Annotated in this window: 17 protein-coding genes; 2 read left to right on the forward strand and 15 right to left on the reverse strand. The window is 69.3% G+C overall.

What is annotated here, in order from left to right:
* Nucleotides 1-75: 75 nt before the first annotated feature.
* From QE438_RS17575 to QE438_RS17635, 13 genes are all read right to left on the reverse strand, one after another.
* Nucleotides 76-1392 (reverse strand): ABC transporter permease, encoded by a 1317-nt coding sequence (locus QE438_RS17575; RefSeq protein ID WP_306993774.1) that lies wholly within the window; start codon nucleotides 1390-1392, stop codon nucleotides 76-78.
* A 15-nt stretch (nucleotides 1393-1407) separates the two neighbouring features.
* Nucleotides 1408-2655 (reverse strand): FtsX-like permease family protein, encoded by a 1248-nt coding sequence (locus QE438_RS17580; protein WP_306993772.1) that lies wholly within the window; start codon nucleotides 2653-2655, stop codon nucleotides 1408-1410.
* Nucleotides 2652-3959 carry an ABC transporter permease gene (locus QE438_RS17585; protein WP_306993770.1) on the reverse strand — a complete coding sequence of 436 codons (1308 nt, stop codon included), beginning with the start codon at nucleotides 3957-3959 and terminating at the stop codon, nucleotides 2652-2654. Before QE438_RS17585 ends, QE438_RS17580 begins: the two co-directional genes overlap by 4 nt.
* Nucleotides 3960-3974: 15 nt before the next feature.
* Complete coding sequence (locus tag QE438_RS17590; RefSeq protein WP_306993767.1) at nucleotides 3975-5219, reverse strand: FtsX-like permease family protein; 1245 nt, start codon at nucleotides 5217-5219, stop codon at nucleotides 3975-3977.
* Between the two features lie 15 nt (nucleotides 5220-5234).
* A complete protein-coding gene (locus QE438_RS17595; RefSeq protein ID WP_306993765.1) occupies nucleotides 5235-6539 on the reverse strand; it encodes an ABC transporter permease in 1305 nt (434 codons plus the stop codon).
* A gap of 15 nt (nucleotides 6540-6554) precedes the next feature.
* Nucleotides 6555-7790, reverse strand: a complete 1236-nt coding sequence (locus QE438_RS17600) for an FtsX-like permease family protein (RefSeq protein WP_306993763.1) — start codon at nucleotides 7788-7790, stop codon at nucleotides 6555-6557.
* 121 nt (nucleotides 7791-7911) lie between these two features.
* Nucleotides 7912-9216 (reverse strand): ABC transporter permease, encoded by a 1305-nt coding sequence (locus tag QE438_RS17605; RefSeq protein WP_306993761.1) that lies wholly within the window; start codon nucleotides 9214-9216, stop codon nucleotides 7912-7914.
* Between the two features lie 15 nt (nucleotides 9217-9231).
* Nucleotides 9232-10458, reverse strand: a complete 1227-nt coding sequence (locus tag QE438_RS17610) for an FtsX-like permease family protein (RefSeq protein ID WP_306993759.1) — start codon at nucleotides 10456-10458, stop codon at nucleotides 9232-9234.
* Nucleotides 10459-10533: 75 nt separating this feature from the next.
* Complete coding sequence (locus QE438_RS17615; RefSeq protein WP_307184060.1) at nucleotides 10534-11838, reverse strand: ABC transporter permease; 1305 nt, start codon at nucleotides 11836-11838, stop codon at nucleotides 10534-10536.
* A 15-nt stretch (nucleotides 11839-11853) separates the two neighbouring features.
* Nucleotides 11854-13077, reverse strand: a complete 1224-nt coding sequence (locus QE438_RS17620; RefSeq protein ID WP_306993757.1) for an FtsX-like permease family protein — start codon at nucleotides 13075-13077, stop codon at nucleotides 11854-11856.
* Between the two features lie 10 nt (nucleotides 13078-13087).
* Nucleotides 13088-14410, reverse strand: a complete 1323-nt coding sequence (locus tag QE438_RS17625) for an ABC transporter permease (protein WP_306993754.1) — start codon at nucleotides 14408-14410, stop codon at nucleotides 13088-13090.
* A 17-nt stretch (nucleotides 14411-14427) separates the two neighbouring features.
* On the reverse strand, nucleotides 14428-15147 hold the full coding sequence (locus tag QE438_RS17630; protein WP_130530516.1) for an ABC transporter ATP-binding protein: 720 nt from the start codon (nucleotides 15145-15147) through the stop codon (nucleotides 14428-14430).
* A gap of 176 nt (nucleotides 15148-15323) precedes the next feature.
* Nucleotides 15324-16616: an efflux RND transporter periplasmic adaptor subunit gene (locus QE438_RS17635; RefSeq protein ID WP_130524198.1), complete on the reverse strand. Its 1293-nt coding sequence runs from the start codon at nucleotides 16614-16616 to the stop codon at nucleotides 15324-15326.
* A 557-nt stretch (nucleotides 16617-17173) separates the two neighbouring features.
* Here QE438_RS17635 and glmS point away from each other — a divergent pair.
* Both glmS and QE438_RS17645 read left to right on the forward strand, forming a co-directional pair.
* Nucleotides 17174-19003 (forward strand): glutamine--fructose-6-phosphate transaminase (isomerizing), encoded by a 1830-nt coding sequence (gene glmS / locus QE438_RS17640; protein WP_306993751.1) that lies wholly within the window; start codon nucleotides 17174-17176, stop codon nucleotides 19001-19003.
* Between the two features lie 124 nt (nucleotides 19004-19127).
* Nucleotides 19128-20915 carry a diguanylate cyclase gene (locus QE438_RS17645; protein WP_306993748.1) on the forward strand — a complete coding sequence of 596 codons (1788 nt, stop codon included), beginning with the start codon at nucleotides 19128-19130 and terminating at the stop codon, nucleotides 20913-20915.
* Nucleotides 20916-20941: 26 nt separating this feature from the next.
* Here the strand turns inward: QE438_RS17645 and QE438_RS17650 are convergent, their stop codons facing one another.
* Together QE438_RS17650 and QE438_RS17655 are read right to left on the reverse strand one after the other, a co-directional pair.
* A complete protein-coding gene (locus QE438_RS17650; RefSeq protein WP_306993747.1) occupies nucleotides 20942-21274 on the reverse strand; it encodes a DUF3325 domain-containing protein in 333 nt (110 codons plus the stop codon).
* Nucleotides 21271-22890 carry a PepSY-associated TM helix domain-containing protein gene (locus QE438_RS17655; RefSeq protein WP_306993745.1) on the reverse strand — a complete coding sequence of 540 codons (1620 nt, stop codon included), beginning with the start codon at nucleotides 22888-22890 and terminating at the stop codon, nucleotides 21271-21273. Before QE438_RS17655 ends, QE438_RS17650 begins: the two co-directional genes overlap by 4 nt.
* Between the last annotated feature and the right edge of the window lie 4 nt (nucleotides 22891-22894).

The raw sequence follows: 22894 nt of genomic DNA on the forward strand, positions 1-22894 counted from the left end.
GAGCGGTAGAGGAGGAGTTCGGAGCGTCTGGCCTTTGCCTTGCTCGCGTCTCACTGCTCCGCGCTCACTCCTGCCTCACTGCGTTTTCAGCTGGATGGCGGGGGTGACCTGCATCGCCCGCCAGGCGGGCAGGACGCCGGCGATGAGGCTGCTGGCGATCGCCAGGACGAAGGTCGCCAGCAGCATCGGCAGGTCGAGGCGGGCCAGGTCGGCGTAGTCGGTCGGCTGATGGCGTACCGCCCACAGGCCCAGCGTCGCCAGCCCCAGGCCCAGCACGCCGCCGGCCAGCCCGACGGTGCCGGCTTCGATCAGGCACTGCAGGAAGATGTCCTTGCGCGTGGCGCCCAGTGCGCGACGCACCCCGACCTCGCCGCCGCGGCGCAGGAACTTGGCCAGCAGCAGACCCACGGTGTTGAGCAGGCACACGCCCAGGAAGCCCAGCGCCAGCCAGGCCTGCAGACGCACGTCGCTGGGCACGACCTGGTTGAAGTCCAGCCAGGTCATCACATCGCTCAGGCGCACGTTGGTGGGCCGCTGGAAGCGGCCTGCCGCGTGCTGGCGGTCGGAGTAGTTGGTCAGATAAGCGCGGTAGTCGGCGACCTTCTGCGGGGTGTCCAGTTGTGCCCAGTACTGCAGCCAGGCGCACGGCTGGTTCGGGCCTGTGGCGCCTTCCGGATCCTTGTCGTCGCCATCGCCCCAGCAGTTCATGTTGCCGCTGCTGCCCCAGTGCAGATCGCGCGAGGTGGAGAACGGCACGTAGATCTCCTCCGACTCGCCGTTGTAGCGGCCGTTGGTGAGGTCGTAGAAGCGCGGGTTGGGATTCCAGTCGCCGACCACGCCGATCACGCGGAAGGCGGTCTTGCCCAGCTGCAGCGTGCGTCCGGTCGGGTCGGCGTTGCCGAACAGCTTCTGCGCCAGCGCGCTGGACAGCAGTACCACCCGCGCCCGCGCCGCATCGTCCTCGCCCGTCCACGCCCGGCCCTGCACGACGGGCACGTCGAACATCGGGAAGAAGTCGGCCGAGGTGAAGCGCGCCTCCAGCACGAACGGCGTCAGCCCGGGCGTGTCCGGCTCGATCGCCACGCTGCCCGCGCTCATCACCGCCTGACGGTCGGCGCGCTTGTCGCGCAGCAGCGTCTCCGCGTCGAAGCGGGTCATCTGATCCAGCGGATCGCCACCGGGCTTGTAGCCGGCCATCGGCCGCGGGTCCATCTGCACGTAGAACAGCTTGTCGCTCTTGGCGGGAATCGGATTGCCGGACAGCACGTGGAATACCGTCAGCGTGGTCATCGACGCGCCGATGCCCAGCGCCACGGCCAGCACCATCAGCGCGGTCAGCACCTTGTTGCGCCGGAAGCTGCGCAGGGCGAGGTTGAAGTAGTAGGCGAACATGGGCTCTCCGGAGGGTCAGGCGCTGCGGGTGGCGACAACGGGCGGGATGGAGGCGGCGCGCAGGGCCGGGCCGAGGACGGCGAGCTGGCCCAGCAGCCAGACCGCCACCACGCCGGCCAGGACGGTCTTCGCGTCGAGGCGGTCCAGTTCGTAGTGCTGCATCAGCCACTGGTTGAGGACGAAGGCCAGCAGCGCGCCGACCGCCACGCCGCCGCCGACGATCAGGAAGTTCTCCAGCTGGAAGTAGCGCAGGATGTCGCCGCGGGTGGCGCCCAGCGCGCGGCGGATGCCGATCTGCTTGGTGCGCTGCTGCACCCAGAAGCTGGCCAGTCCGCCCACGCCCAGCGCGGTGACCGTCAGCAGGATGCCCATGATCGTCAGCAGCATGCGGTTGGTGGCCGCATCGTTGCGGAACTGCTGCTCGCGCAGGCTGGTCATGGGTTCCACGCGCTGCTGCACATGACCGGGGTTGGCCTGCTGCATGGCGCGGGCCGCCAGCGGCAGGACCTGGGCCAGCTGCCCGGGCCGGCTGCGGATCATGTAGCCGCCGCCCAGGCCCTCGCCGGCCACGCGGAACTCGGTCAGCACCGCGTCGGCGTCCTCGGCGCGGCCGGTGATCGCCGCGCGCACCGGCGCCACCACGCCGACCACGCGCAGGCTGACCGGCGTTCCGAAGACATTGGCGTGCAGGATCTGGCCGATCGCCGACTGGCCCGGGAACAGCTTTCCGGCCAAGGGTGCGGTCAGCAAGGCAGGCATCTGCCGGCTGGCCGAAGGCGTGGTGGCCGGATCGCCCGCCAGTTCGGCCACGCCAGGCAGTTCGGCGTCCTGGATATCCCGGCCTTCGACGATGCGCACACCCAGCGTGCGGTTGAGCCCCTGGCTGCCGGCGAACACATACGCCTGCGCCAGTGGCTGCTGCGCATCGGCGCTGTCAAACAGGCTGATGCGATCCACACCCCAGAGCGGCGGTCCGCCGTAAGCCGCCGACATCACGCCCGGCACCGACTGCAGCGTGGCCAGATTGCTGCCGGCGGTACCGGGGTTGTCCGCGCCGATCACCCCGATGCTCTGGATCACGGCGATATCGGACTCGGGGACGCCGGTGGGCGTGCGGGCGCGCTGCAGATTGCCCGAGACGATGAACACCAGGTTGCACAGGACCGCCAGGGTCAGGGCGATTTCCAGCGCCAGCAGCAGGGCGGCGGCGCGATGGCTGCGCAGCGCGCTGAGGATGGGCCGGACGGTATCGAAGGGACTCATAGCGACTTCACCTGCAGGGCGGGGGCGATGCGCGACGCACGCCAGGCCGGCCACACGCCGGCCAGCACCGCCGCGGTGACGGCGATGAGCAGGGCGACGACCAGCATCTGCGGGTCCAGGTGCACCGAAGCGGCGTAGCTCATGGGTTGCTGCCGCACCAGCCACAGGCCGAGCCAGGCCAAGGGCAGGCCCGCCGCGCCACCCAGGGCGCCGATCAGCGCCGACTCGGTCATGCACTGGGCGAACACCGCCCTGCGGCTGGCGCCGAGCGCGCGGCGCACGCCCACCTCGCCGGCCTTGCGCATGAACTTGGAGACCAGCAGGCCCACCGCGTTGACCAGGCACACCAGCAGCACGCCGAAGGCGATCCAGGTCTGCATGCGCACCGTCGGCGGCACCACGCGCTTGTAGTCCAGCCAGTCCACTAGGCCACGCAGGCGCACGTTGGGCGCGCGTTCGAACCGACCCAGCTGGCGCTGCTGGGCGCTGTAGTTCTCCAGCGTCCTGCGATAGGCCGCCGCCTGCGCCGCATCGTCCAGCTGCACCCAGAACTGGGCCCAGGTGCAGTTCGGCGTCTTGGGATCGTGCAGCCCGTTGCCGCCCTGGCCCCAACAGGCCATCGGCCCGTAGCCGTAGTCCTGGGGCAGCTCCAGCCAGGTGAAGAACGGCATGTACAGCTGCGCGGCCTTGCCGAAGGCGCTGGAGTTGAGATCGTAGAAGCGCGGCTGCGGGTTCCAGTCCTCGATCACGCCGACCACGCGGAAGTTGCGCGTGGCGATCACCAGCGTGCGCCCGACGCTGTCGGCGCCGCCGAACAGCGCATCGTTGAGCGAACGGGTGATCACCACCACCTGCGCGCGCCGGTCGTCGTCGGCCTGCGACCAGCTCGAGCCATAGACGAAGGGCATGTCGAACATGGCGAACAGGTCGGCCGTGGCCGCGCGCGTGTCGCGCATGGTCAGCGGGCTGCCGGCCGCATCCAGCCGCGTCGGCAGCCAGTTGGCGCTGGTCAGCACGCGCCGGCTCGCGCCCGGAAGCGCATACAGGTTGACCGCATCCTGCCAGGCCAGATCGTCCGGCGGCTCCGGGTTGGCGCCGGGTAGCCGCGCCGGACGTGGGTCGACCTGCGGGTGATAGAGCACGCCGCTGCGCGCGGGCAGCGGATCGCCGGAGAGGTTGTGCAGCACCGTGAGCATCGTCATCGACGCGCCGATGCCCAGCGCGATGGCCAGCACCATCAGCGCGGTCAGCACCTTGTTGCGCCTGAAGCTGCGCAGGGCCAGTTGGAGGTAGTAGGCAAGCATGGCGTCGTTCCTGGCTCAGGCGCTTCGGGTGGCGATCGCCGGCGGCACGGCCGCGGCGCGGCGCGCGGGCCACAGCACGGCCAGCTGGCCCAGTGCCCACAGCAGCAGCGCGCCGACGGGCAGGTACCACAGCGGCAGGCGCGGCAGCTCGTAATGGCGCATCAGCAGCTGGTTGAGCGCGTAGGCCAGGCCCATGCCCAGGACGATGCCCAGGGTGACCAGCAGGAAGTTCTCGGTCTGGAAGTAGCGCAGGATCTGGCTCTTGGTCGCGCCCAGCGCGCGGCGCACGCCGATCTGGCGGGTGCGCTGCGCGACCCAGAAGCTGGCCAGGCCGACAATGCCCAGCGCGGTGACCAGCAACAGCAGCGCGCACAGCGCCAGCAGCAGGCCCATCATGTCGCGGTCCTTGCTGAAGTAGTCCTGGCGCCAGTCGTCGAAGGTCCGCTGATCCATGATCAGGCGACTGCGGTTGACACGTTTGACCGCGTCGACCGCGTCGTGCAGGACCTGCGCGCGGTGTGCGGGATCCTTGACCCGCAGGACGTAGTAGCCGCCGGTGGTGTAGTTCTGACGCAGCGGCATCAGCATGGAATAGCTGGTGTTGCCGCCACTGGCGCCGTTGACGTTCGGCCGACGCAGGCGCTCGACCACGCCGACGACCATCAGCGGGATGTTGGCCATGTAGACCTGACGGCCCACCGCACGCTGCCCGGGGAAGAGCTTCTCGGCCGCCTCGCGCGTGATGATCAGCGGCAGGGTCCGGGACGGCACCCCGTTGCTGGTGCCGAGCTGGGTCATGAGGTCGGACCAGTTCATGTACTCGTCGGGAGCGAAGTCGCGCCCGGCGATCACCTTCAGACCCAACGTGCGCACCGTGCCCTCGTCTCCGGTGTACATGGCGGCGTTCAGGGTCGGAATCGCCTGGTCGGGCCGGGGTGCCAACGATGAGTTGTTGGATCCGTTGCGGAACGGCAGCTGGTTGACGATGGCCACGCTGCTCACCCCGGGCACGGCGCGCAGCGCGGCCAGGTCTTCCTGCGTCAGCACATCGGCATTGACCCGCTTGCCCACGCCGGCCAAGTAAAGCGTCACCAACTCGTGCTCGGCAATGCCGCTGGTGTCCTGCAGGTTCTGCCAGCGCTGCGACACGATGAACAGCGCATTGCAGATGATCGCGCAAGCCAGGGCGATCTCCACCACGATCAACGCGGCGGCGGTCTTGTGGCGTCGCAGAGAGGACAGGATCGGACGGATCTCCATGTGCGCTGCCTTTGGTTATTGGGTCTTGAGCTGGACGGCGGGTGTGATCTGCATGGCGCGCCACGCCGGTAGCAGGCCGGCGAGCAGGCTGGACAACAGCGCCAATACGAAGGTCATCACCAGCATCGTCGTGTCCAGATGGGCCATGGCGGCATAGCCGGTCGGGCGATGGCGCACGGCCCACAATCCCAGTTCGGCCAGCCCCAGTCCGAGCGCGCCGCCCACCAGGCCGATGCTGCCGGCTTCCACCAGGCACTGCTTGAAGATTTCAGCGCGGCTGGCACCCAAGGCACGGCGCACGCCGATCTCGCCGCTGCGCCGCAGGAACTTGGCCAGCAGCAGGCCGACCGTATTGACCAGGCACACCAGCAGAAAGCCCATCGCCAGCCACAGCTGCAGGCGCACGTCGCCAGGCACCGTGCCGTTGTAGTCCAGCCAGGTCATGACGTCGCGCAAACGCGTGTTGGGAGGCCGCTGGAAGCGGCCGGCATCGTGCTGCTGCTGCGAATAGCGATCCAGATACGCCTTGTAGTCGGACGCCTTGCCGGCGCTTTCCAGTTCCACCCAGTACTGGACGAAGGAGCACGGCGCGCCGCGCGCGGTGCCATCGGTGGTCGCGACCGACCCATAGCAGTTCATGCTGCCGCTGCGGTCCTGCTTGAGCGCCATCGCGGTCTGGAAGGGTTCGAACAGCTGCTCTTCCGTACTGAAGGTGTTGAGGTTGAGGTCGTAGAACATCGGCTTTGGCCGCCAGTCGCCGATGACCCCGACGATCCGGAAATCGTGTCCATCCACGCGCAGCGTCTTGCCCGTGCTGTCGGCGCCATTGAAGAGCTTGTCGTTGAGCGCCTTCGCGATGACGACCACGCGCGCCTGGCCGTCGTCGTCATCGGCGGACCATCCCCGGCCGAACAGGAACGGCACGTCGAACATCGCGAAGAAGTCGGCCGAGGTGTAGCGTGCGTCCAGCATGAAGGGCTCCAGCGCGCCGCCCTCCGGCTCTACCGTGGTGCTGCCGCCGGTCATCATCGCCTGCCGCTTGGCCTGCTTCTGCCGCAGTAACGCCTCGCTGTCGTCGCGGCTGAGATCGGCCTGCGGTTCATCGCCTGGCGTAAAGCCGGCCAGCATTTCCGGATCCAGCTGTACGTGAAACAGCCGCGCGCTCTTCTGCGGGATCGGATCGCCCGACAGCACATGGAATACGGTCAGCGTGGTCATCGATACGCCGATGCCCAGCGCCACGGCCAGTACCATCAGCGCCGTCAGCACCTTGTTGCGCCTGAAGCTGCGCAGGGCCAGATTGACGTAGTAGGCGATCATGGGCGCTCCGGACGGTCAGGCACTGCGGGTGGCGATGGCGGGCGGCACGGCCGCGGCGCGGCGCGCAGGCCACAGCACGGCCACCTGGCCCAGTGCCCACAGCAGCAGCGCGCCGACGGGCAGGTACCACAGCGGCAGGCGCGGCAGCTCGTAATGGCGCATCAGCAGCTGGTTGAGCGCGTAGGCCAGGCCCATGCCCAGGACGATGCCCAGGGTGACCAGCAGGAAGTTCTCGGTCTGGAAGTAGCGCAGGATCTGGCTCTTGGTCGCGCCCAGCGCGCGGCGCACGCCGATCTGGCGGGTGCGCTGCGCGACCCAGAAGCTGGCCAGGCCGACAATGCCCAGCGCGGTGACCAGCAACAGCAGCGCGCACAGCGCCAGCAGCAGGCCCATCATGTCGCGGTCCTTGCTCATGTAGTCGCTGCGCCATTCGTCGTAGGTCTTGCTGTCCATGATCAGGCGGTTGCTGGCCACGCGCTCGAGCGCGGCCACCGCCTGGCGCAGGACCTGCGCACGCTGGGCCGGGTCGCGCACCCGCAGCACGTACAGGCCGCCGTTCTCGTAGGGGGTGCGCACCGGGATCAGCATCGAGTAGCCGGTGTCGCCATTGACCGTGTTGGGCCGGCGCAGCCGCTCGACCACGCCGACGATCAGCATCGGCACGTTGGCCATGTAGACCTTGCGGCCGACCGCGCTTTCGCCTGGGAACAGCTTGTTGGCCGCCTCGTGCGAGACGATCAGCGGCATCGTGCGCAGCGGCACGCCTTTGTTGCCGTCCACCTGCTTCATCAGCTCGGACCAGTCCATGTATTCGTCCGCCGCGAAGTCGCGCCCCGCCGCCAGGCGCAGGCCCAGGGTCTTCAGCGTGCCTTCGGCGCCTGTGTAGAAGGCCGCGCTGAGGGTGGGGATCTTCTGATCCGGCTGCGTGGCCAGCGAGGAGTTGTTGGAGCCGCGGCGGAACGGCAGCTGATTGACCAGCGCCACGCTGGCCACGCCGGGGATCGCGCGCAGGGCGCCCAGGTCCTGCTGGGTCAATGCATCGACATCGGTCTGCGGGCCCACGCCGCTGAGCGAGACGGTGACCAGCTGCTGCTCGTCGATCCCGCTGGTCTCGCGCAGCGCCTCCCAGCGCTGGCCGACGATGAACAGCGCGTTGCAGATGATCGCGCAGGTCAGCGCGATCTCCACCACGATCAGCGCGGCGGCGGTCTTGTGGCGGCGCAGGGTGGACAGGATGGGGCGGATTTCCATGGGAGTCCTGCGGCTGGAAAGGTGAGTGGTAAGGAGTGAGGAGTGAGTCGGGGGAGGAGGCGATTGGAAGCGTTCGGCCGTCGCCTTGCTCACTTCCCACGCCTCTGCGTTCGCTCCTGCCTCACTGCGTTTTCAACTGCACGGCAGGCGTGATCTGCATGGCGCGCCAGGCCGGCAGCGCGCCGGCCAGCAGGCTGGACAGCAGCGCCAGTACGAAGGTCAGCAGCAGCATCGATCCGTCCAGGTGGGCCAGCTCGGCGTACTGCGTGGGCCGGTGACGGACCACCCACAGGCCCAGTTCCGCCAGGCCCAGGCCGATCACGCCGCCGACCAGGCCGATGCTGCCGGCCTCGACCAGGCACTGCTTGAAGACTTCCGTGCGGCTGGCGCCCAGCGCGCGGCGCACGCCGATCTCGCCGCTGCGGCGCAGGAACTTGGCCAGCAGCAGGCCGACGGTGTTGACCAGGCAGACCAGCAGGAACGCCAGCGCCAGCCACAGCTGCAGGCGCACATCGCCCGGCACCGCCTGCTGGTAATCCAGCCAGTCCATGACATCACGCAGCCGCGCGTTGGGCGGGCGCTGGTAGCGGCCGGCGTCCTTCTGCTGCTGCGAGTACTGGTTCAGGTAGGTCTTGAAGTCCGCTGCCTGCGAGGCGCGCTCCAGCTCCACCCAGTACTGGATGAAGGCGCAGGGCGCCTCGCGCGCGGTGGCGTCGGAGGTGACGTTGTCGCCGTAGCAGTTCATGTTGCCGCTGCGCGACTGGTGCAGCCCCAGGGCGGTCTGGAACGGCTCGAAGACCTGCTCGTGGGTGCCGTAGGTGCCCACTGCCAGGTCGTAGAACAGCGGCTGCGGATCCCAGGTGTCGATCACGCCGACGATCTGGAAGTCGTGTCCGTCAAGGCGCAGCGTCTTGCCGGTGCTGTCGGCACCGCCGAACAGCTTGTCGTTCAACGTCCGCGCGATCACCACCACGCGCGCCTGACCGCTGTCGTCCTGCGCGGACCAGCCGCGGCCGTAGACGAAGGGCACCTCGAACATCGCGAAGAAGTCGGCCGAGGTATAGCGCGCGCTGAGGACGAAGGGCTTGATCGCCGTGCCTTCCGGTTGGACGGTGACGCTGCCGCCGGTCATCATGGCCTGGCGCTTGGCGCGCTTCTGCGCCAGCAGCGTCTCGGCGTCGTAGCGGCTCATGTCGGGCTGCGGTTCCTCGCCCGGCGTGTAGCCGTCGATCGGAAACGGGTCGAGCTGCGCGTAGAACAGCCGGTCGCTCTTGCCCGGGATCGGGTCGCCCGACAGCACATGGAATACGGTCAGCGTGGTCATCGACACGCCGATGCCCAGCGCGATGGCCAGCACCATCAGCGCCGTCAGCACCTTGTTGCGCCTGAAGCTGCGCAGGGCCAGATTGAAGTAGTAGGCGATCATGGGCGCTCCGGAGGGTCAGGCGCTGCGGGTGGCGATGGCGGGAGGCACGGCCGCGGCGCGACGCGCCGGCCACAGCACGGCCACCTGGCCGAGCAGCCACAGCACCACCGCGCCGGCGGGCAGGTAGGCCAGTGGCAGGCGCGGCAGCTCGTAGCGGCTCATCAGCAGCTGGTTGAGCGCATAGGCCAGCAGCATGCCCAGGCCGATGCCGATGCCGACCAGCAGGAAATTCTCCACCTGGAAGTAGCGCAGGATCTGGGCCCGCGTGGCGCCCAGCGCGCGGCGTACGCCGATCTGGCGCGTGCGCTGGGCCACCCAGAAGCTGGCCAGGCCGATGATGCCCAGCGCAGTGACCAGCAGCAGCGCGGCGCAGACCACGCCCAGCAGGCCGATCATGTCGCGGTCGTCGCTGAAGTAATCGGCGCGCACGTCCTGGTAGGTCTCGTTGTTGAGCACCAGGCGGCTGCTGTCGATCCTGTCCAGCGTCGCCAGGGCGGCCTTCATCACCTCGTTGCGGCGCGATGGGTCGCTGACGCGGACGATGTAGCGGCCCATGCTGTTGTAGTTGTCGCGGATCGGCAGCAGCATCGAGTAGGTGCGGTTGCCGCCGTTCAAGGTCGGGCGGGTGAGGGTCTCGACCACGCCGACGATGTGCAACGGCGTCTGCGACATGTACACCGTCTTGCCGACGGCCGGCTCGTTGGGGAACAGCTTCTTGGCCATCGCGCTGCTGACGATGATGGAGGCGGCCACCTTGCTGAAATCGATGTCCGGCTTGTTCAGCTCGCTGCCGAGCAGGTACTCATCGGCATTGAAGTCGCGTCCCGCGATGAGCTTCAGCCCGAAGGTCTTGATGGCGTCGCGGCCGACGCGGTATGCCGCCGCGTTGAGGGTGTTGTCCGCCTGATCGGGGGTGAGGCTGAGCCCACTGTTCGAGGAGCCGTTGCGGAAAGGCAGCTGGTTGCTGGTGGTGACGGCGATGACGCCGGGGATGGCGCGCAGGGCCGCCAGGTCTTCCTCGGTGCGCGCATCGGCGTTGTCGTCCTTGCCGATTCCGCTCAGGCGCAGATGCAGCAGCTGGTCCTCGGCGATTCCGCTGGGCAGGTTCAGGTTGTCGATGCGCTGGGAAATCAGGAACAGCGCATTGCATACGATGGCGCAGCTCACCGCGATCTCGAGCACGATCAGCGCGGCGGCGGTCTTGTGCCGGCGCAGGGCCGAGAAGATGGGGCGGATTTCCATGGGATCCTCTTGCGGCGAGGCGTGAGTGGGTCGGGCGCGAAGGGCGATGCGGGGCGGTGCAGCGTCACTCCTGTTTCATTGCGTCTTGAGCTGTACCGCCGGAGTGATCTGCATCGCCCGCCAGGCGGGCAGCAGGCCCGCGAGCAGGCTGGCGAGCAGGGCCAGGACGAAGGTCAGCAGCAGCATCGTGCCGTCCAGTTGGGCCAGCGCCGCGTACTGGGTCGGGCGATGGCGCACCGCCCACAGGCCCAGCTCCGCCACGCCGAGGCCCAGCACCGCGCCCGCCAGGCCGATGGCTCCCGCCTCCACCAGGCATTGCTTGAAGATCTCGCTGCGCGCCGCGCCCAGCGCGCGGCGCACGCCGATCTCGCCGCTGCGGCGCAGGAACTTGGCCAGCAGCAGGCCGACGGTATTGAGCAGGCACACCACCAGGAAGCCGAACGCCAGCCAGAGCTGCAGCCGCACATCGCCCGGCACCACGTGGTTGTAATCCAGCCACTGCATCACGTCGCGCAGGCGCGTGTTCGGATCGCGTTCGAAGCGGCCCGCCGCCTTCTGCTCACGCGAATAGTTGTCCAGGTAGGCCTTGAAGTCGCGGGCCTGCGCGGGGCTCTCCAGCTCCACCCAGTACTGCGTCCAGACGCAGGGGGCGTTGAGGTCGCGCGGATCGTTGGTGGGGTTCTTGCCGAAGCAGTTGGTGGTGCCGTTGCCCCAGAGCTTGAGCTCGATGGCGGTCGAGTACGGCGCGAACAGCTGCTCGTCGCTGCCGTAGCTGCCGACGTTGAGGTCGTAGAAGTGCGGCTGCGGCGCCCAGTCGTCGGCGACCCCGACGATGCGGAAGTCGTGATCGCCCAGGCGGATCGTCTTGCCGGTGCTGTCGGCGCCGCCGAACAGCTTGTCGTTGAGCTTCTTGGAGATCACCGCCACGCGCGCGTGGGCCTGGTCGTCCGCCGCGCTCCAGCCGTGGCCGTACAGGAACGGCACCTCGAACATCGGGAAGAAGTCCGCGGAATTCCAGCGCGTGTCGATCACGAACGGCTTGAGGCTGCTGCCCGGCGTCTGCACCACCGTGCCGCCGCCGGTCATCAGCGCCTGGCGCTTGGCCTTGCCCTGGCGCAGCAGCGCTTCGGCGTCGAAGCGGGTCAGCTGTTCTTCCGGTTCTTCGCCGGGCTTGTAGTTCGCCGCCGGCTCCGGGTCGAGCTGGACGATGAACAGCCGGTCGCTCTTGGCGGGGATCGGATCGCCGGACAGCACATGGAACACCGTCAACGTCGTCATGGTGGCGCCGATGCCCATGGCGATCGCCAGCACCATCAGCGCCGTCAGCACCTTGTTGCGCCTGAAGCTGCGCAGGGCCAGGTTGAAGTAGTAGGCGAGCATGGCGGTCCTTAGGGGTCAGACAGCGCGGGTGGCGACGACGGGCGGAATCGAGGCGGCGCGCAGCGCCGGCCCCAGCACGGCCAGCTGGCCCACGCCCCACAGCAGCACCGCGCCGATGGGCAGGTAGAGCAGCGGCAGGCGCGCCAGTTCGAAGTACTTCATCAGCAGCAGGTTGCCGCCGTAGGCCAGCAGCATCCCCAGCACGATGCCGCCGCTGGCCAGCAGGAAGTTCTCGGTCTGGAAGTAGCGCAGGATGTCCTTGCGCGTAGCGCCCAGCGCGCGGCGGATGCCGATCTGCTTGGTGCGCTGGGCCACCCAGAAGCTGGCCAGCCCCACGATGCCCAGCGCGGTCACCAGCAGCATCGCGGCGATCACCGCCACCAGCAGCCCGGCCATGGCGCGGTCGGTCTGGAAGTACTGCTCGCGCAGCGAGGAGACCGGCGCGCTGCCGGCCTGATCGACCACCGCCTCGGGCACCGCGCGCGCCAGCGCATCGCGCGCGGCCAAGGCGACACGCGGCAGATCGCGCGGATCGGCGCGCACCACGTAGCGACCCGATAGCGCATCGCGCGTGACCGGCACCACGACCGACCACTCGGCCCCCGCCAGGCCTTCTTCGCTACGGCCCGGATCGGTCACCGCCAGGTGCGGCAGGACGCCCTTGACGCGGAAATGCGAGTCGCCCATCCAGAACTCACGCCCTAATGCCGTCTGGCCGGGCCAGAGATGATCGGCCAGCGATTGCGTGATCCAGACCTGGCCATCGGCGGGCAGGAATTCGTCCTGGCCGATGGCCCGAAAGTCGTCGGGCGCGAACTTGTCACCCTGGGAGGGAACGAGGCCGAGCGCGGCGATCGCGCCGGCGTCGAACTTGTAGAAGTGCAGGACGCCGCCGAAGTGATTGCCTTCTCGGTCGAGGTTGATCCCCGCATAGCCTGCGCGCGGCCCGAAGGGCACGGTGTTGGCGACACCGACGGCGCTGACACCCGGGATGGCCGCCAGGGCCGCCACGGCTCTGCCGTTGACGTCGGCGGCGCCGCAGCCGTCGCACCCGGAGAACGCCACCGTGGCCAGCGCCCGCTCGGGAATCCCGCTATTCAGCCGCATCAGATCCAGCCGCGCGGAGACCAGGAAGATCGCGTTGCACAGCACCGCACAGGCCAGTGCGATCTCCATGGCGATCAGCACCGAAGCGACGCGGTGGCGGGAGAGGGCGGAAAGGATGGGCTTGATGTCCAAGGGCGGCTCCTCAAAGCGCCTTCAACTGCATAGCCGGCGCGATACGGCTGGCGCGCAGGGCGGGCAGCAGGCCGGCCACGATGCTGGCGAACACGGCCAGGGCGAAGGTCAACAGGAACATCGGCACGTCCAGGTGGACCAGGTCGGCATAGGCCACCGGCTGGCCTCGGATCAGGCCGACGCCGATCAGCGTCAGCAGCAGTCCGCCGATCCCACCGGCCAGCCCGATGACCGCGGCTTCTGCCAGGCATTGGGCGAAGATCGCGCCCTTGGAGGCGCCCAGCGCACGCCGCACCCCGATCTCGCCGCCACGCCGCAGGAACTTGGCCAGCAGCAGTCCCACCGTGTTGAACAGGCAGATGGCCAGGAACGCCAGGGCGAACCAGGTCTGCAGGCGCGCATCGCGCGGCACCACGCGGTTCTCGTCCAGCCAGTCCATCAGCGACAGCACGCGTGCGAGCTGTGGCTGGCGCACGCGTCCCAGCGCCTGCTGCTGGGCGGCATAGTCGGCCACGAAGCGACGGTAGGAGGCCACCTTGGCCGGCGTGTCCAGCTGCACCCACAGCTGCAGCCAGACGCAGGGCGTGTTCTGCAGGTGGCCGGGGACCTCGGGCATGCCCCAGCAGGTGAACTGATTGAAGTGGCCGTCGTTGAGTTCAAGCCCGGTCTCGAACGGCAGGAAGACATCCTGCGTGCGTCCGTAGAAGTCGGCCGTATCGCCTTGGGAGAACTTGCCACCGGCCACCCGATAGAACAGGGGCGAGGGCCGCCAGGGCGCCAGCACACCGACGATGCGGACATTGCCGTCGCGCACGCGCAGCATCTGCCCGACGCTGTCGCGGCCGCCGAACAACTTGACGTTGAGGTCGTGGGAGATCACCGCCACGCGGGCGTGCCTGGCATCGTCCTCTGCGCTCCAGCCGCTGCCATGGGCGAAGGGAACCGCGAACATGGGGAAGAAGTCGGCGTGCGTGGCCAGCATCTGCGTCATCAGCGGCGGCTGACCGCCCTGTGGCGCCTGCAGCTTGACCTGGCTTTCCACCACCAGCGCCTGGCGATCGGCGCGCTTGGCCCGCCACAGGTCCATCGCCGAGGTGTAGTCCAGCATGTCGTAAGGACTGCGCTTGGGCTTCTCGCCGGGCGAAGCATCCACCTGGGGATAGAAGATCTGGCCGCTGCGCCCGGGCAGCGGATCGCCCGAGAGCAGGCGCATGACCGTCAGCGTGGTCATCGCCGCGCCGATGCCCACGGCGATGGACAGCACCATCAACCCGGTCAGCACCGGGTTGCGGCGCAGGCTGCGCAGGGCCAGGGCCAGGTAGTAGCCGAACATCGCCGCGAACCTGTGGCTCAGGCCTGCGCGGAAGCGGCCGGCGCGGCGCCGGACATCAGCGACGCCTCGCGCACCAGGTCGGTGGCCTGGCCGTCGACGATGTGCACGTTGCGCTGGGCGCGCGCGGCCAGTTCCGGGTCGTGGGTGACCATGACGATGGTGCTGCCGGCGGCGTTGATCTCCTCCAGCAGCTCCATCACGCCGCGGGCCATCTGCGAGTCCAGGTTGCCGGTCGGTTCGTCGGCCAGCAGCAGGCGCGGGCTGCCTGCCAGGGCGCGGGCGATGGCGGCGCGCTGCTGCTGACCGCCGGACAGTTCGGCCGGGTAGTGCTTCATGCGCGAGCCCAGGCCCACGCGCTCCAGCGACTCGGTGATGCGCTGCTTGCGTTCGGCCGCGGCCATGCCGCGGTAGCGCAGCGGCACATCGACGTTGTCGAACAGGTTCAGATCGGGGATCAGGTTGAAGCTCTGGAAGATGAAGCCGATCTTCTGGTTGCGCAGCTTGCTGCGCGCGTTGTCGTTGAGATGGCTCACGTCCTCGCCGTCCAGGCGGTAGGTGCCGGAGGTGAAGGTCTCCAGCAGGCCGGCGATGTTGAGGAAGGTGGTCTTGCCCGAGCCGGACGGCCCGGTGACGGCGACGAACTCGCCTTCCTTCACGTGCAGGTCCAGCGAGCGCAGGGCGTGGGTCTGCACCTGCTCGGTGCGGAAGACCTTGGAGACGGCGTGCATTTCGAGCATGGCGGAGTCCTTCGTTGGAATGAATGGCGTGGGGCGGTGGGTACTGCGATGTCTGTAGAGCGGAGCTTGCTCCGCTGTGGCATGACCGGCGGAGCTTGTAGAGCGGAGCTTGCTCCGCTGCCGCATGACCGGCGGAGCCTCAGCGGAGCGAGCTCCGCTCTACCGGGTGACGTGAATCAATGCACCGTCACCCGCGGTGCATCGCCGAACTGGTCGGCGCCGGAGACGACCACGCGGTCGCCTTCCTTCAGGCCGGAGAGGATTTCGGTTTCCGACAGGCTCGACACGCCCAGCTGGACCGGCTGGCGCTGGGCGCTCGACCCATCCATGACGTAGGCGTAGCGGCCGCCGGACTGTTCGACGAACGGACCGCGCTCGACCTTGAGCACGTTCTTGCGCGTGTCCAGCAGGATGCGCGCACTCATGCGCTGGCTCTGGCGCAGGCCCGGCGGCTGCTGGCCGTCGAAGCGCACGCGCGCGGTGACTTCGCCGGCGACGACCTCGGGCGAGACGGCCGAGATCTTGCCGGGGAAGGGTTCGCCGCTGCCGGAGGTCAGCTGCGCCGGCACGCCGATGGCCAGGTCGCGGGCGAAGCTCTCCGGCACCTTGATCTCCACTTCGAACTTGGACAGGTCCACCACCGACAGGATCGGCGCGTTGATCGCCACGTTGGTGCCCTGGGCGATCTGCACCTGGCCGACCTGGCCGTCGAAGGGCGCGCGCAGGGTCAGCGCGTCGACCTGGCGCTGCAGTTCCTCCACCACCGCCTGCTGGCGCTGGGCCAGCAGCTGCTTGTTGCGCGCATCCAGCTGGGCGGCCTGCTGCTTGAGCGAGGCGTCTTCCTGGGCGTGCTGCAGTTCGATCTCGGTCTTGGTCAGGGTGTCCTGGGCCTTGGCGAGTTCCACCTGCGGCAACGCGCCGGCGTCATAGGCGCGCTGATAGCGCTCGACGTCGCGCGCGGCGCCCTGGCGGTCGATCTTGCCCTGGTCGACCAGCTTGCTCGCCTCCGAGCGCGCCTTGGCCACGTCCAGCGTGGCGCGGCTGGCCTCGGCCTCCATGCCGGCCAGGGTGGATTCCTCCTGGGCCAGCTTGCTGCGCAGGGCCGGGCTGTCGATCACCGCCAGCGCGTCGCCCTTCTTGACCACGTCGCCGGCGACGACCTTCAGGCTGACGGTGCCGCCGTCGATGGCGTACAGGGTCGGGCTGTTGGCGGTGATGACGCGGCCGTCGGCGGCCAGGTCGCGCACCAGGTCGCCGCGGGTGACCGTGGCGATGCGCACGCGGCTGGCGTCGAACGAGCGCCCGCCCGCGGCCCAGCCCATCACGACCCAGACCAGGGCGGCGGCCAGCACGGCCACGCCGCCGCCGATCAGGCTCCAGCGTTTCCAGCGCTTGCCCTTGCCGGTGTCGACCACCACGTCCTGGGCGGCGGTGTCGCGGATACGGAAGGGGTTGTCGGTCTGTTGCATGGACACGGGGCACGCCTGCTGGAAAGCTGCGCTTCACCACGCACGGGGCGTGCCAACTGCAAGTGCTTGATCTGCAAGCTGTCCGCGCCGCGGACAGTGTCCGACCGGACACTTGGGTTGTCCGGGCGGACAGCAGCGCGGTGTGCCCAGGAAGGCGCTGCATGCTGTTGCCCCCTCCCTTTGGCCGCAGGCCAAGGGGAGCTCGAAGTCGCGACTAGCGACTGAGGGGGAGGGGTTGCTCTTCGTCGGAAACGCAAAGGTAAAAGCCCCCTCCCAGCCTCCCCCCCTTCGCTGCGCGAAAGGGAAGGTTCGATCACGGTGTGGGAGCCACTGTCTCTTGGATCAGGTCGCGGTCTCCTTGTAGAGCGGAGCTTGCTCCGCTGCGTTTCGGCCGGCTCCTCGGGAAGGCCCAGCGGAGCAAGCTCCGCTCTACAGGGGGCGGGGGGGAGCCGCAATGGCGGAGATGGGGCTTTCGCAATGCTGCGCCAGAAGCCGCTCAGGTCCGCCCTGTAAACTGGCGCGGCTTCTTCAACGGCAGAACGGCAAAGGATTCACCCATGTGCGGCATCGTCGGCGCGATCGCGGATCGCGATGTGGTCCCTGTCCTGATCGAGGGCCTCAAGCGCCTGGAATACCGCGGCTACGACTCGGCCGGGATCGCCGTGGTCGAGGGGGAGGTGCGCCGCGTGCGCCGTACCGGGCGGGTGGCCGAGATGGAGGCCGCCGCGCGCGCCGAGCACTTCAGCGCCACCCTGGGCATCGGCCACACCCGCTGGGCCACCCACGGCGGTGTGACCGAGGCCAACGCCCATCCGCACATCAGCCGCGGCGCCCTGGCGCTGGTCCACAACGGCATCATCGAGAACCACGAGGCCCAGCGCGAGAAGCTCACCGAGCTGGGCTACGCCTTCGAGTCGCAGACCGACACCGAGGTCATCGCCCACCTCATCCACCACCACCAGAGCCAGGGCCTGGACCTGCTGGCCGCGCTGCAGGCCACGGTCAAGGAGCTCACCGGCGCCTATGCGCTGGCGGTGGTCTCGCGCGACGAGCCCGGCCGCCTGGTCGCCGCGCGCATGGGCTGCCCGCTGCTGGTCGGCCTGGGGGAGGGCGAGAACTTCGTCGCTTCCGACGTGTCGGCCATTCTCCAGGCCACGCGCCAGGTGATCTTCCTGGAGGAAGGCGACACGGTCGATGTGACCCGCCAGGGCGTGACGGTGTTCGACGCGACCGACGCGGCCGTGCAGCGCCAGGTGCATGTGTCCGACGTCTCGCTGGCCTCGCTGGAGCTGGGCCCGTACCGGCACTTCATGCAGAAGGAGATCCACGAGCAGCCGCGCGCGCTGGGCGACACCATCGAGGCGGCCATCGATGCCGGCGGCTTCCCGGCCAGCCTGTTCGGCGCGCGCGCCGGCGAGGTGCTGGCCGGCATCACCGGCGTGCAGATCCTGGCCTGTGGCACCAGCTACTACGCTGGCATGACCGCGCGCTACTGGATCGAGGCCATCGCCGGGCTGCCGTGCAGCGTGGAGATCGCCAGCGAGTACCGCTACCGCGCCGCCTATGCCGACCCGCGCCACCTGGTGGTCACCATCTCCCAGTCCGGCGAGACCCTGGACACGATGGAGGCGCTCAAGTACGCCAAGTCGCTGGGCCACACCCATACGCTGTCGATCTGCAACGTGCCCGAGAGCGCCATCCCGCGCGCCAGCGAGCTGGTCTGCTACACCCGCGCCGGCGCCGAGATCGGCGTGGCCTCGACCAAGGCCTTCACCACCCAGCTGGCCGCGCTGTTCCAGCTGGCCGTGGTGCTGGGCCGCCTGCACGGCAAGGTCGACGATGCGCAGGAGGCCGAATACCTGGAGCAGCTGCGCCACCTGCCCGGCAGCGTGCAGCACGCGCTCAACCTGGAGCCGCAGATCGCGGCCTGGGCCGAAGCGTTCGCCCGCCGGGACAACGCGCTGTTCCTCGGCCGCGGCCTGAGCTACCCGATCGCGCTGGAAGGCGCGCTCAAGCTCAAGGAGATCTCCTACATCCACGCCGAGGCCTATCCGGCCGGCGAGCTCAAGCATGGACCGCTGGCGCTGGTGGACGACACCATCCCGGTAGTGTTCATCGCCCCCAACGACCGGCTGCTGGAGAAGGTCAAGTCCAACATGCAGGAAGTGCGCGCCCGCGGCGGCGAGCTGTTCGTCTTCGCCGACCAGGACAGCCACTTCAGCGAGTCCGCCGGGGTGCACGTGATCCGCACCCCGCGCCACACCGGCGTGCTCAGCCCGGTGGTGCACACCATCCCGGTCCAACTGCTGGCCTATCACACCGCCCTGGCCCGCGGCACCGACGTGGACAAGCCGCGCAATCTGGCCAAGGCCGTGACCGTGGAGTGAGCCGGGCCGCGGCCGGCGCGTCGAAACTGTGGGCCGTTGCGCCGCCGTCACGCGCGCGGCCGCGGAAGATGCGAGAGAATCCGGTGCGCCAGGCCCACCCACCCTGGCTTTCCATCGAAGCGCCATGGCCGAGCACGAACAGGACTACGAGAGCGAACGCCTGCGGCGCCTGATGGACCTGCGGGTGATGGACAGCTCGCCCGAGCCGCTGTTCGACGCGCTGACCCGCGCCGCGGCCGAACTGACCGCCTCGCCGGTGGCGCTGATCACCCTGATCGAGCAGGACCGGCAATGGATCAAGTCCAACCACGGCCTGCCGGGGCTGGAATCGACCGCGCGCACGACCGCCTTCTGCGATTACGCCATCCGCAGCGACAAGCTGCTGGAGGTGCGCGATGCCCGGCGCGACGTGCGCTTCTCGCGCTTCGAAACCGTGGTCGGCGAGCCCTACGTGCGCTTCTACGCCGGCGCCCCGCTGACGCTGACCAGCGGCCATCGGGTCGGCACGTTGTGCGTGTTCGACACCGTGCCGCGCCAGCTTGAGCCGGCCCAAAGAGCCGCGCTGGAGCAGCTGGCGCACGCGGCGGTGGCCGCCATCGAGCTGCGCGCCCAGCTGCTGCGCAGCCAGGAGGGGCTGACCCGCAGCACGCTGGAGCTGTCCACCGCCCTGCAGCGCAGCACCATGCTCGAGCGCCGCCTGCGCGACAGCGAGGCCTTCCTGGAGCGCACGGGCCGTGCCGCGGGCGTGGGCGGCTTCGAGGTCAACCTGGACACCGGACGGATCCAGTGGTCCGACCAGACCTGCCGCATCCACGATGTGCCGCCGGGCTTCGCCCCGTCGGGTCTCGAGGAGGCGCTCTCGTTCTATGACGAACAGGTGCGCGACACCTTCCGCGACGCCGTGCGACGCGCGATCGAGCAGGGCGAGCCCTGGGACCTGGAACTGCCGCAGACCACCCGCGCCGGCCGCCGCATCTGGGTGCGCTCGGTCGGCCGGCGGGAAACGATCGACGGCCAGCCCAAGCTGGTCGGCGCCTTCCAGGACGTGACGCTGCGGCACAGGGCCGTGCAGGCGCTGGAGACCAGCGAGCGCCGTTTCCGCAAGTTGTTCGAATCCAGTCTGGGGCTGATCTGCACCCACGATGCGCAGGGCACCATCCTCAGCGCCAACCCGGCCAGCGCACGCTCGCTGGACATCGAACTGACCGATGTCCTGGGCCATCGCCTGATCGAACGGATCCGGCCCCAGCGCCATGCGCAGTTCCATGAGTACCTGGAGCGGGTGTTCCGCGACGGCAGCGCCTCGGGCACGCTGGAACTGATCGCGCGCGATGGCAGCCTGCGCTACTGGGACTACCACAACGTGGTCGACACCGACGAGGGCGAGCCCTACGTCCTGGGCTACGCGCAGGACGTCACCGTCCAGGTCGCCCAGGCGCGCGTGCTGCGCGACCATTCCTTCCACGACCCGCTGACGCACTGCTTCAACCGGCGCTACCTGCACGAGCTGGAGAGCCGCTGGCAGGACCGGTCGGTCGGCTGCGTGGCGGTCGACCTGGACCACTTCAAGCAGGTCAACGACGCGCACGGCCACCGGCGCGGCGATGCGGTGCTGGTGGCGTTCGCCGAGTTCCTGCAGCGGCACGCCGGCGCGGAGGGCGTGGTGGTGCGGCTGGGCGGCGACGAGTTCGCGGTGATCCTGCCCGACCAGGACCCGGCCAGCCTGGACGCCTGGATGGCGCAGCTGCGCGCCGCCGGCGACCAGGTGCCGATCGGCTTCTCCAAGGGCGCCGCCATCCGCGCCGCCGGCGCCACGCTCGAGCAGACCCTGGAGCTGGCCGATCAGGCCCTGTACCGCCAGCGCCGCCGGCATCGCGGCCGCTCGGCCGGCGTGGCGGCAGAGGCCCGGTAACCCCGCCGCGCCGCCGCGCCCCGGAATCAACCGGCCAGCAAGCCCACCAGCGCCAGCAGCGGCAGCAGCACCGCGCCCGGCTTCACCCAGCGTGGGCGGTAGGGCAGCAGGCCGAAGGTGATGGCGATGCCCGAGACCGTCATCGCCACCAGCCACAGCACCGGGCCGATGCCCCAGCCGCGCGCGGCCACCGCGCAGACGAACGACGCCGCCACCAGTGCCCAGCCCAGCCAGGCCCAGCGCCGGCGCACGCGGTCCTGCGCGCGGGCGGCGCCGTGCAGTTCCAGCTGGTGCTTCTCCATGCCCAGGCACAGCGCGACGAAGCCACTGAAGGCCAGCGCGATCGACAGCAGGCTCATGCCGCGCCGCCTTCGGCCGCCGGCGCCTGCGTGGCCTGCGCCTGGCGCCGGCGCTTGTCCGCGGCCGAGACCGGCGGCGTCCAGTGCTGCATGCGCCAGCCGCAGACCGCCAGCGCCAGGCCGAGCAGGCAGGTCACCAGATCGACCCCGGCCAGCGCCCAGTCGCCCTCGCGCAGGGTCACGCCCAGATGGATGTGGGTGGTGGCCGCGTTGAGCAGCGGGATCAGCGCGAACAGGGCCGCACCCACGTACAACAGCCACGCCCAGGTCTGCCGCCGCGGCCAGACAAAGCCCGCCAGCAGGGCGAGCGCCCAGGCGATGAAGAACACCCTCGCCTCCATGTCCGGCCGCGCCTCCAGCTGCAACGGCAGCAGCCGGTTGGCCCAGAAGTAGCTGGCGAACGCGATCGGCAGGCCGCCGACCGCGCCGATGTTGAGCGCATCGACCAGGCGCAGGCCGAACCCGACCTTGCCCGACTTGGCGTGCTTGGTCCGCTCCTTGATGCCCCACAGCACCGCGCCGCTGGCCACCATCAGGCAGCCGAGCAGACCCGAGCAGAACAGCAGCAGGCGCAGCCCGGCATCGGCGAAGCGCGCGATGTGCAGGCCGTACAGCACCCCGCGCGTCTCCGAGGCGCCACCGGCGCTGGCGCTGCGCGCCAGGACCCGGCCGCTGGCCGCATCCAGCCGCACCGACGGCGCTTCGTAGGACAGCCGCTGGCTGGTGCGCTGGTAGGCGCTGAAGGTCTGCGCCGCATCGCCCGGATGATCGATGCGGAAGCTGGCGACCGGCGCGCCGCCCAGCGCCAGGCGCGCATCGGCCAGCAGCTCGGCCACCGGCTTGCGCTCGCCCGGCCTGCCGGCGGCCGGCCCGGCCGCCGGCAGGTCGCTGAAGGACTCGGTGTAGAAGGCCTGCTCGCCTTCCGGATAGGCCACCTTGATGCCGATCGGCAGATACATCGCCATCAGCGTGACGATGCCGGTGTATGTGATTACCAAGTGGTAGGGCAGGGCCATCACCGCGCTGACGTTGTGGAAATCCAGCCACGAGCGCTGGCCCTTGCGCGGGCGGAAGGTGAAGAAGTCCTTGAAGATCTTCTTGTGCGTGATCACTCCGGTGATGATCGCCACCAGCATGAACATCGCGCAGAAGCCGACGATGTAGCGCGCACACAGCACCGGGATCGCGTACAGGTCGAAGTGCAGCCGGTAGAAGAACTCGCCGCCGCGCGTGTCGCGCACCGCCGAGGCCTCGCCGGTGGCCGCATCGACCGTGGCCTGACCGAAGCGCGCGCGGCGTGCGGCGCGGTCGTTGCCCGCGCCTTCGACGGCCGGGTTCATCCAGTACATGTCCAGCGCCGGGTTGCGCGCATCGGGCAGGGTCACGTTCCAGTAGTCGGCGTTCGGCGCCTCGCGCTGCAGATAGGCCAGCGCGCTGGTCGCCGCCCGCTCCGGCGAGACCACCGTGCGCGTAAGCTCCGGGCGCATCCAGCGGCTGATCTCCTCGCGGTAGTAGCTGGCCGTGCCGCCCATGAAGATCAGCAGCAACAGCCAGCTCACCAGCAGGCCGGTCCAGGTGTGCAGCCAGGCCATCGACTGGCGGAAGCCCTGCTTCATGGCG

Source organism: Pseudoxanthomonas sp. SORGH_AS_0997 (assembly GCF_031453535.1).
GTDB classification, from domain to species: Bacteria; Pseudomonadota; Gammaproteobacteria; order Xanthomonadales; family Xanthomonadaceae; genus Pseudoxanthomonas_A; species Pseudoxanthomonas_A winnipegensis.

Coding starts and splice junctions, on each gene's coding strand:
- QE438_RS17575 (WP_306993774.1), bottom strand. CDS start 1,392: ATGTTCGCCTACTACTTCAACCTCGCCCTGCGCAGCTTCCGGCGCAAC.
- QE438_RS17580 (WP_306993772.1), bottom strand. CDS start 2,655: ATGAGTCCCTTCGATACCGTCCGGCCCATCCTCAGCGCGCTGCGCAGC.
- QE438_RS17585 (WP_306993770.1), bottom strand. CDS start 3,959: ATGCTTGCCTACTACCTCCAACTGGCCCTGCGCAGCTTCAGGCGCAAC.
- QE438_RS17590 (WP_306993767.1), bottom strand. CDS start 5,219: ATGGAGATCCGTCCGATCCTGTCCTCTCTGCGACGCCACAAGACCGCC.
- QE438_RS17595 (WP_306993765.1), bottom strand. CDS start 6,539: ATGATCGCCTACTACGTCAATCTGGCCCTGCGCAGCTTCAGGCGCAAC.
- QE438_RS17600 (WP_306993763.1), bottom strand. CDS start 7,790: ATGGAAATCCGCCCCATCCTGTCCACCCTGCGCCGCCACAAGACCGCC.
- QE438_RS17605 (WP_306993761.1), bottom strand. CDS start 9,216: ATGATCGCCTACTACTTCAATCTGGCCCTGCGCAGCTTCAGGCGCAAC.
- QE438_RS17610 (WP_306993759.1), bottom strand. CDS start 10,458: ATGGAAATCCGCCCCATCTTCTCGGCCCTGCGCCGGCACAAGACCGCC.
- QE438_RS17615 (WP_307184060.1), bottom strand. CDS start 11,838: ATGCTCGCCTACTACTTCAACCTGGCCCTGCGCAGCTTCAGGCGCAAC.
- QE438_RS17625 (WP_306993754.1), bottom strand. CDS start 14,410: ATGTTCGGCTACTACCTGGCCCTGGCCCTGCGCAGCCTGCGCCGCAAC.
- QE438_RS17630 (WP_130530516.1), bottom strand. CDS start 15,147: ATGCTCGAAATGCACGCCGTCTCCAAGGTCTTCCGCACCGAGCAGGTG.
- QE438_RS17635 (WP_130524198.1), bottom strand. CDS start 16,616: ATGCAACAGACCGACAACCCCTTCCGTATCCGCGACACCGCCGCCCAG.
- glmS (WP_306993751.1), top strand. CDS start 17,174: ATGTGCGGCATCGTCGGCGCGATCGCGGATCGCGATGTGGTCCCTGTC.
- QE438_RS17645 (WP_306993748.1), top strand. CDS start 19,128: ATGGCCGAGCACGAACAGGACTACGAGAGCGAACGCCTGCGGCGCCTG.
- QE438_RS17650 (WP_306993747.1), bottom strand. CDS start 21,274: ATGAGCCTGCTGTCGATCGCGCTGGCCTTCAGTGGCTTCGTCGCGCTG.
- QE438_RS17655 (WP_306993745.1), bottom strand. CDS start 22,890: ATGAAGCAGGGCTTCCGCCAGTCGATGGCCTGGCTGCACACCTGGACC.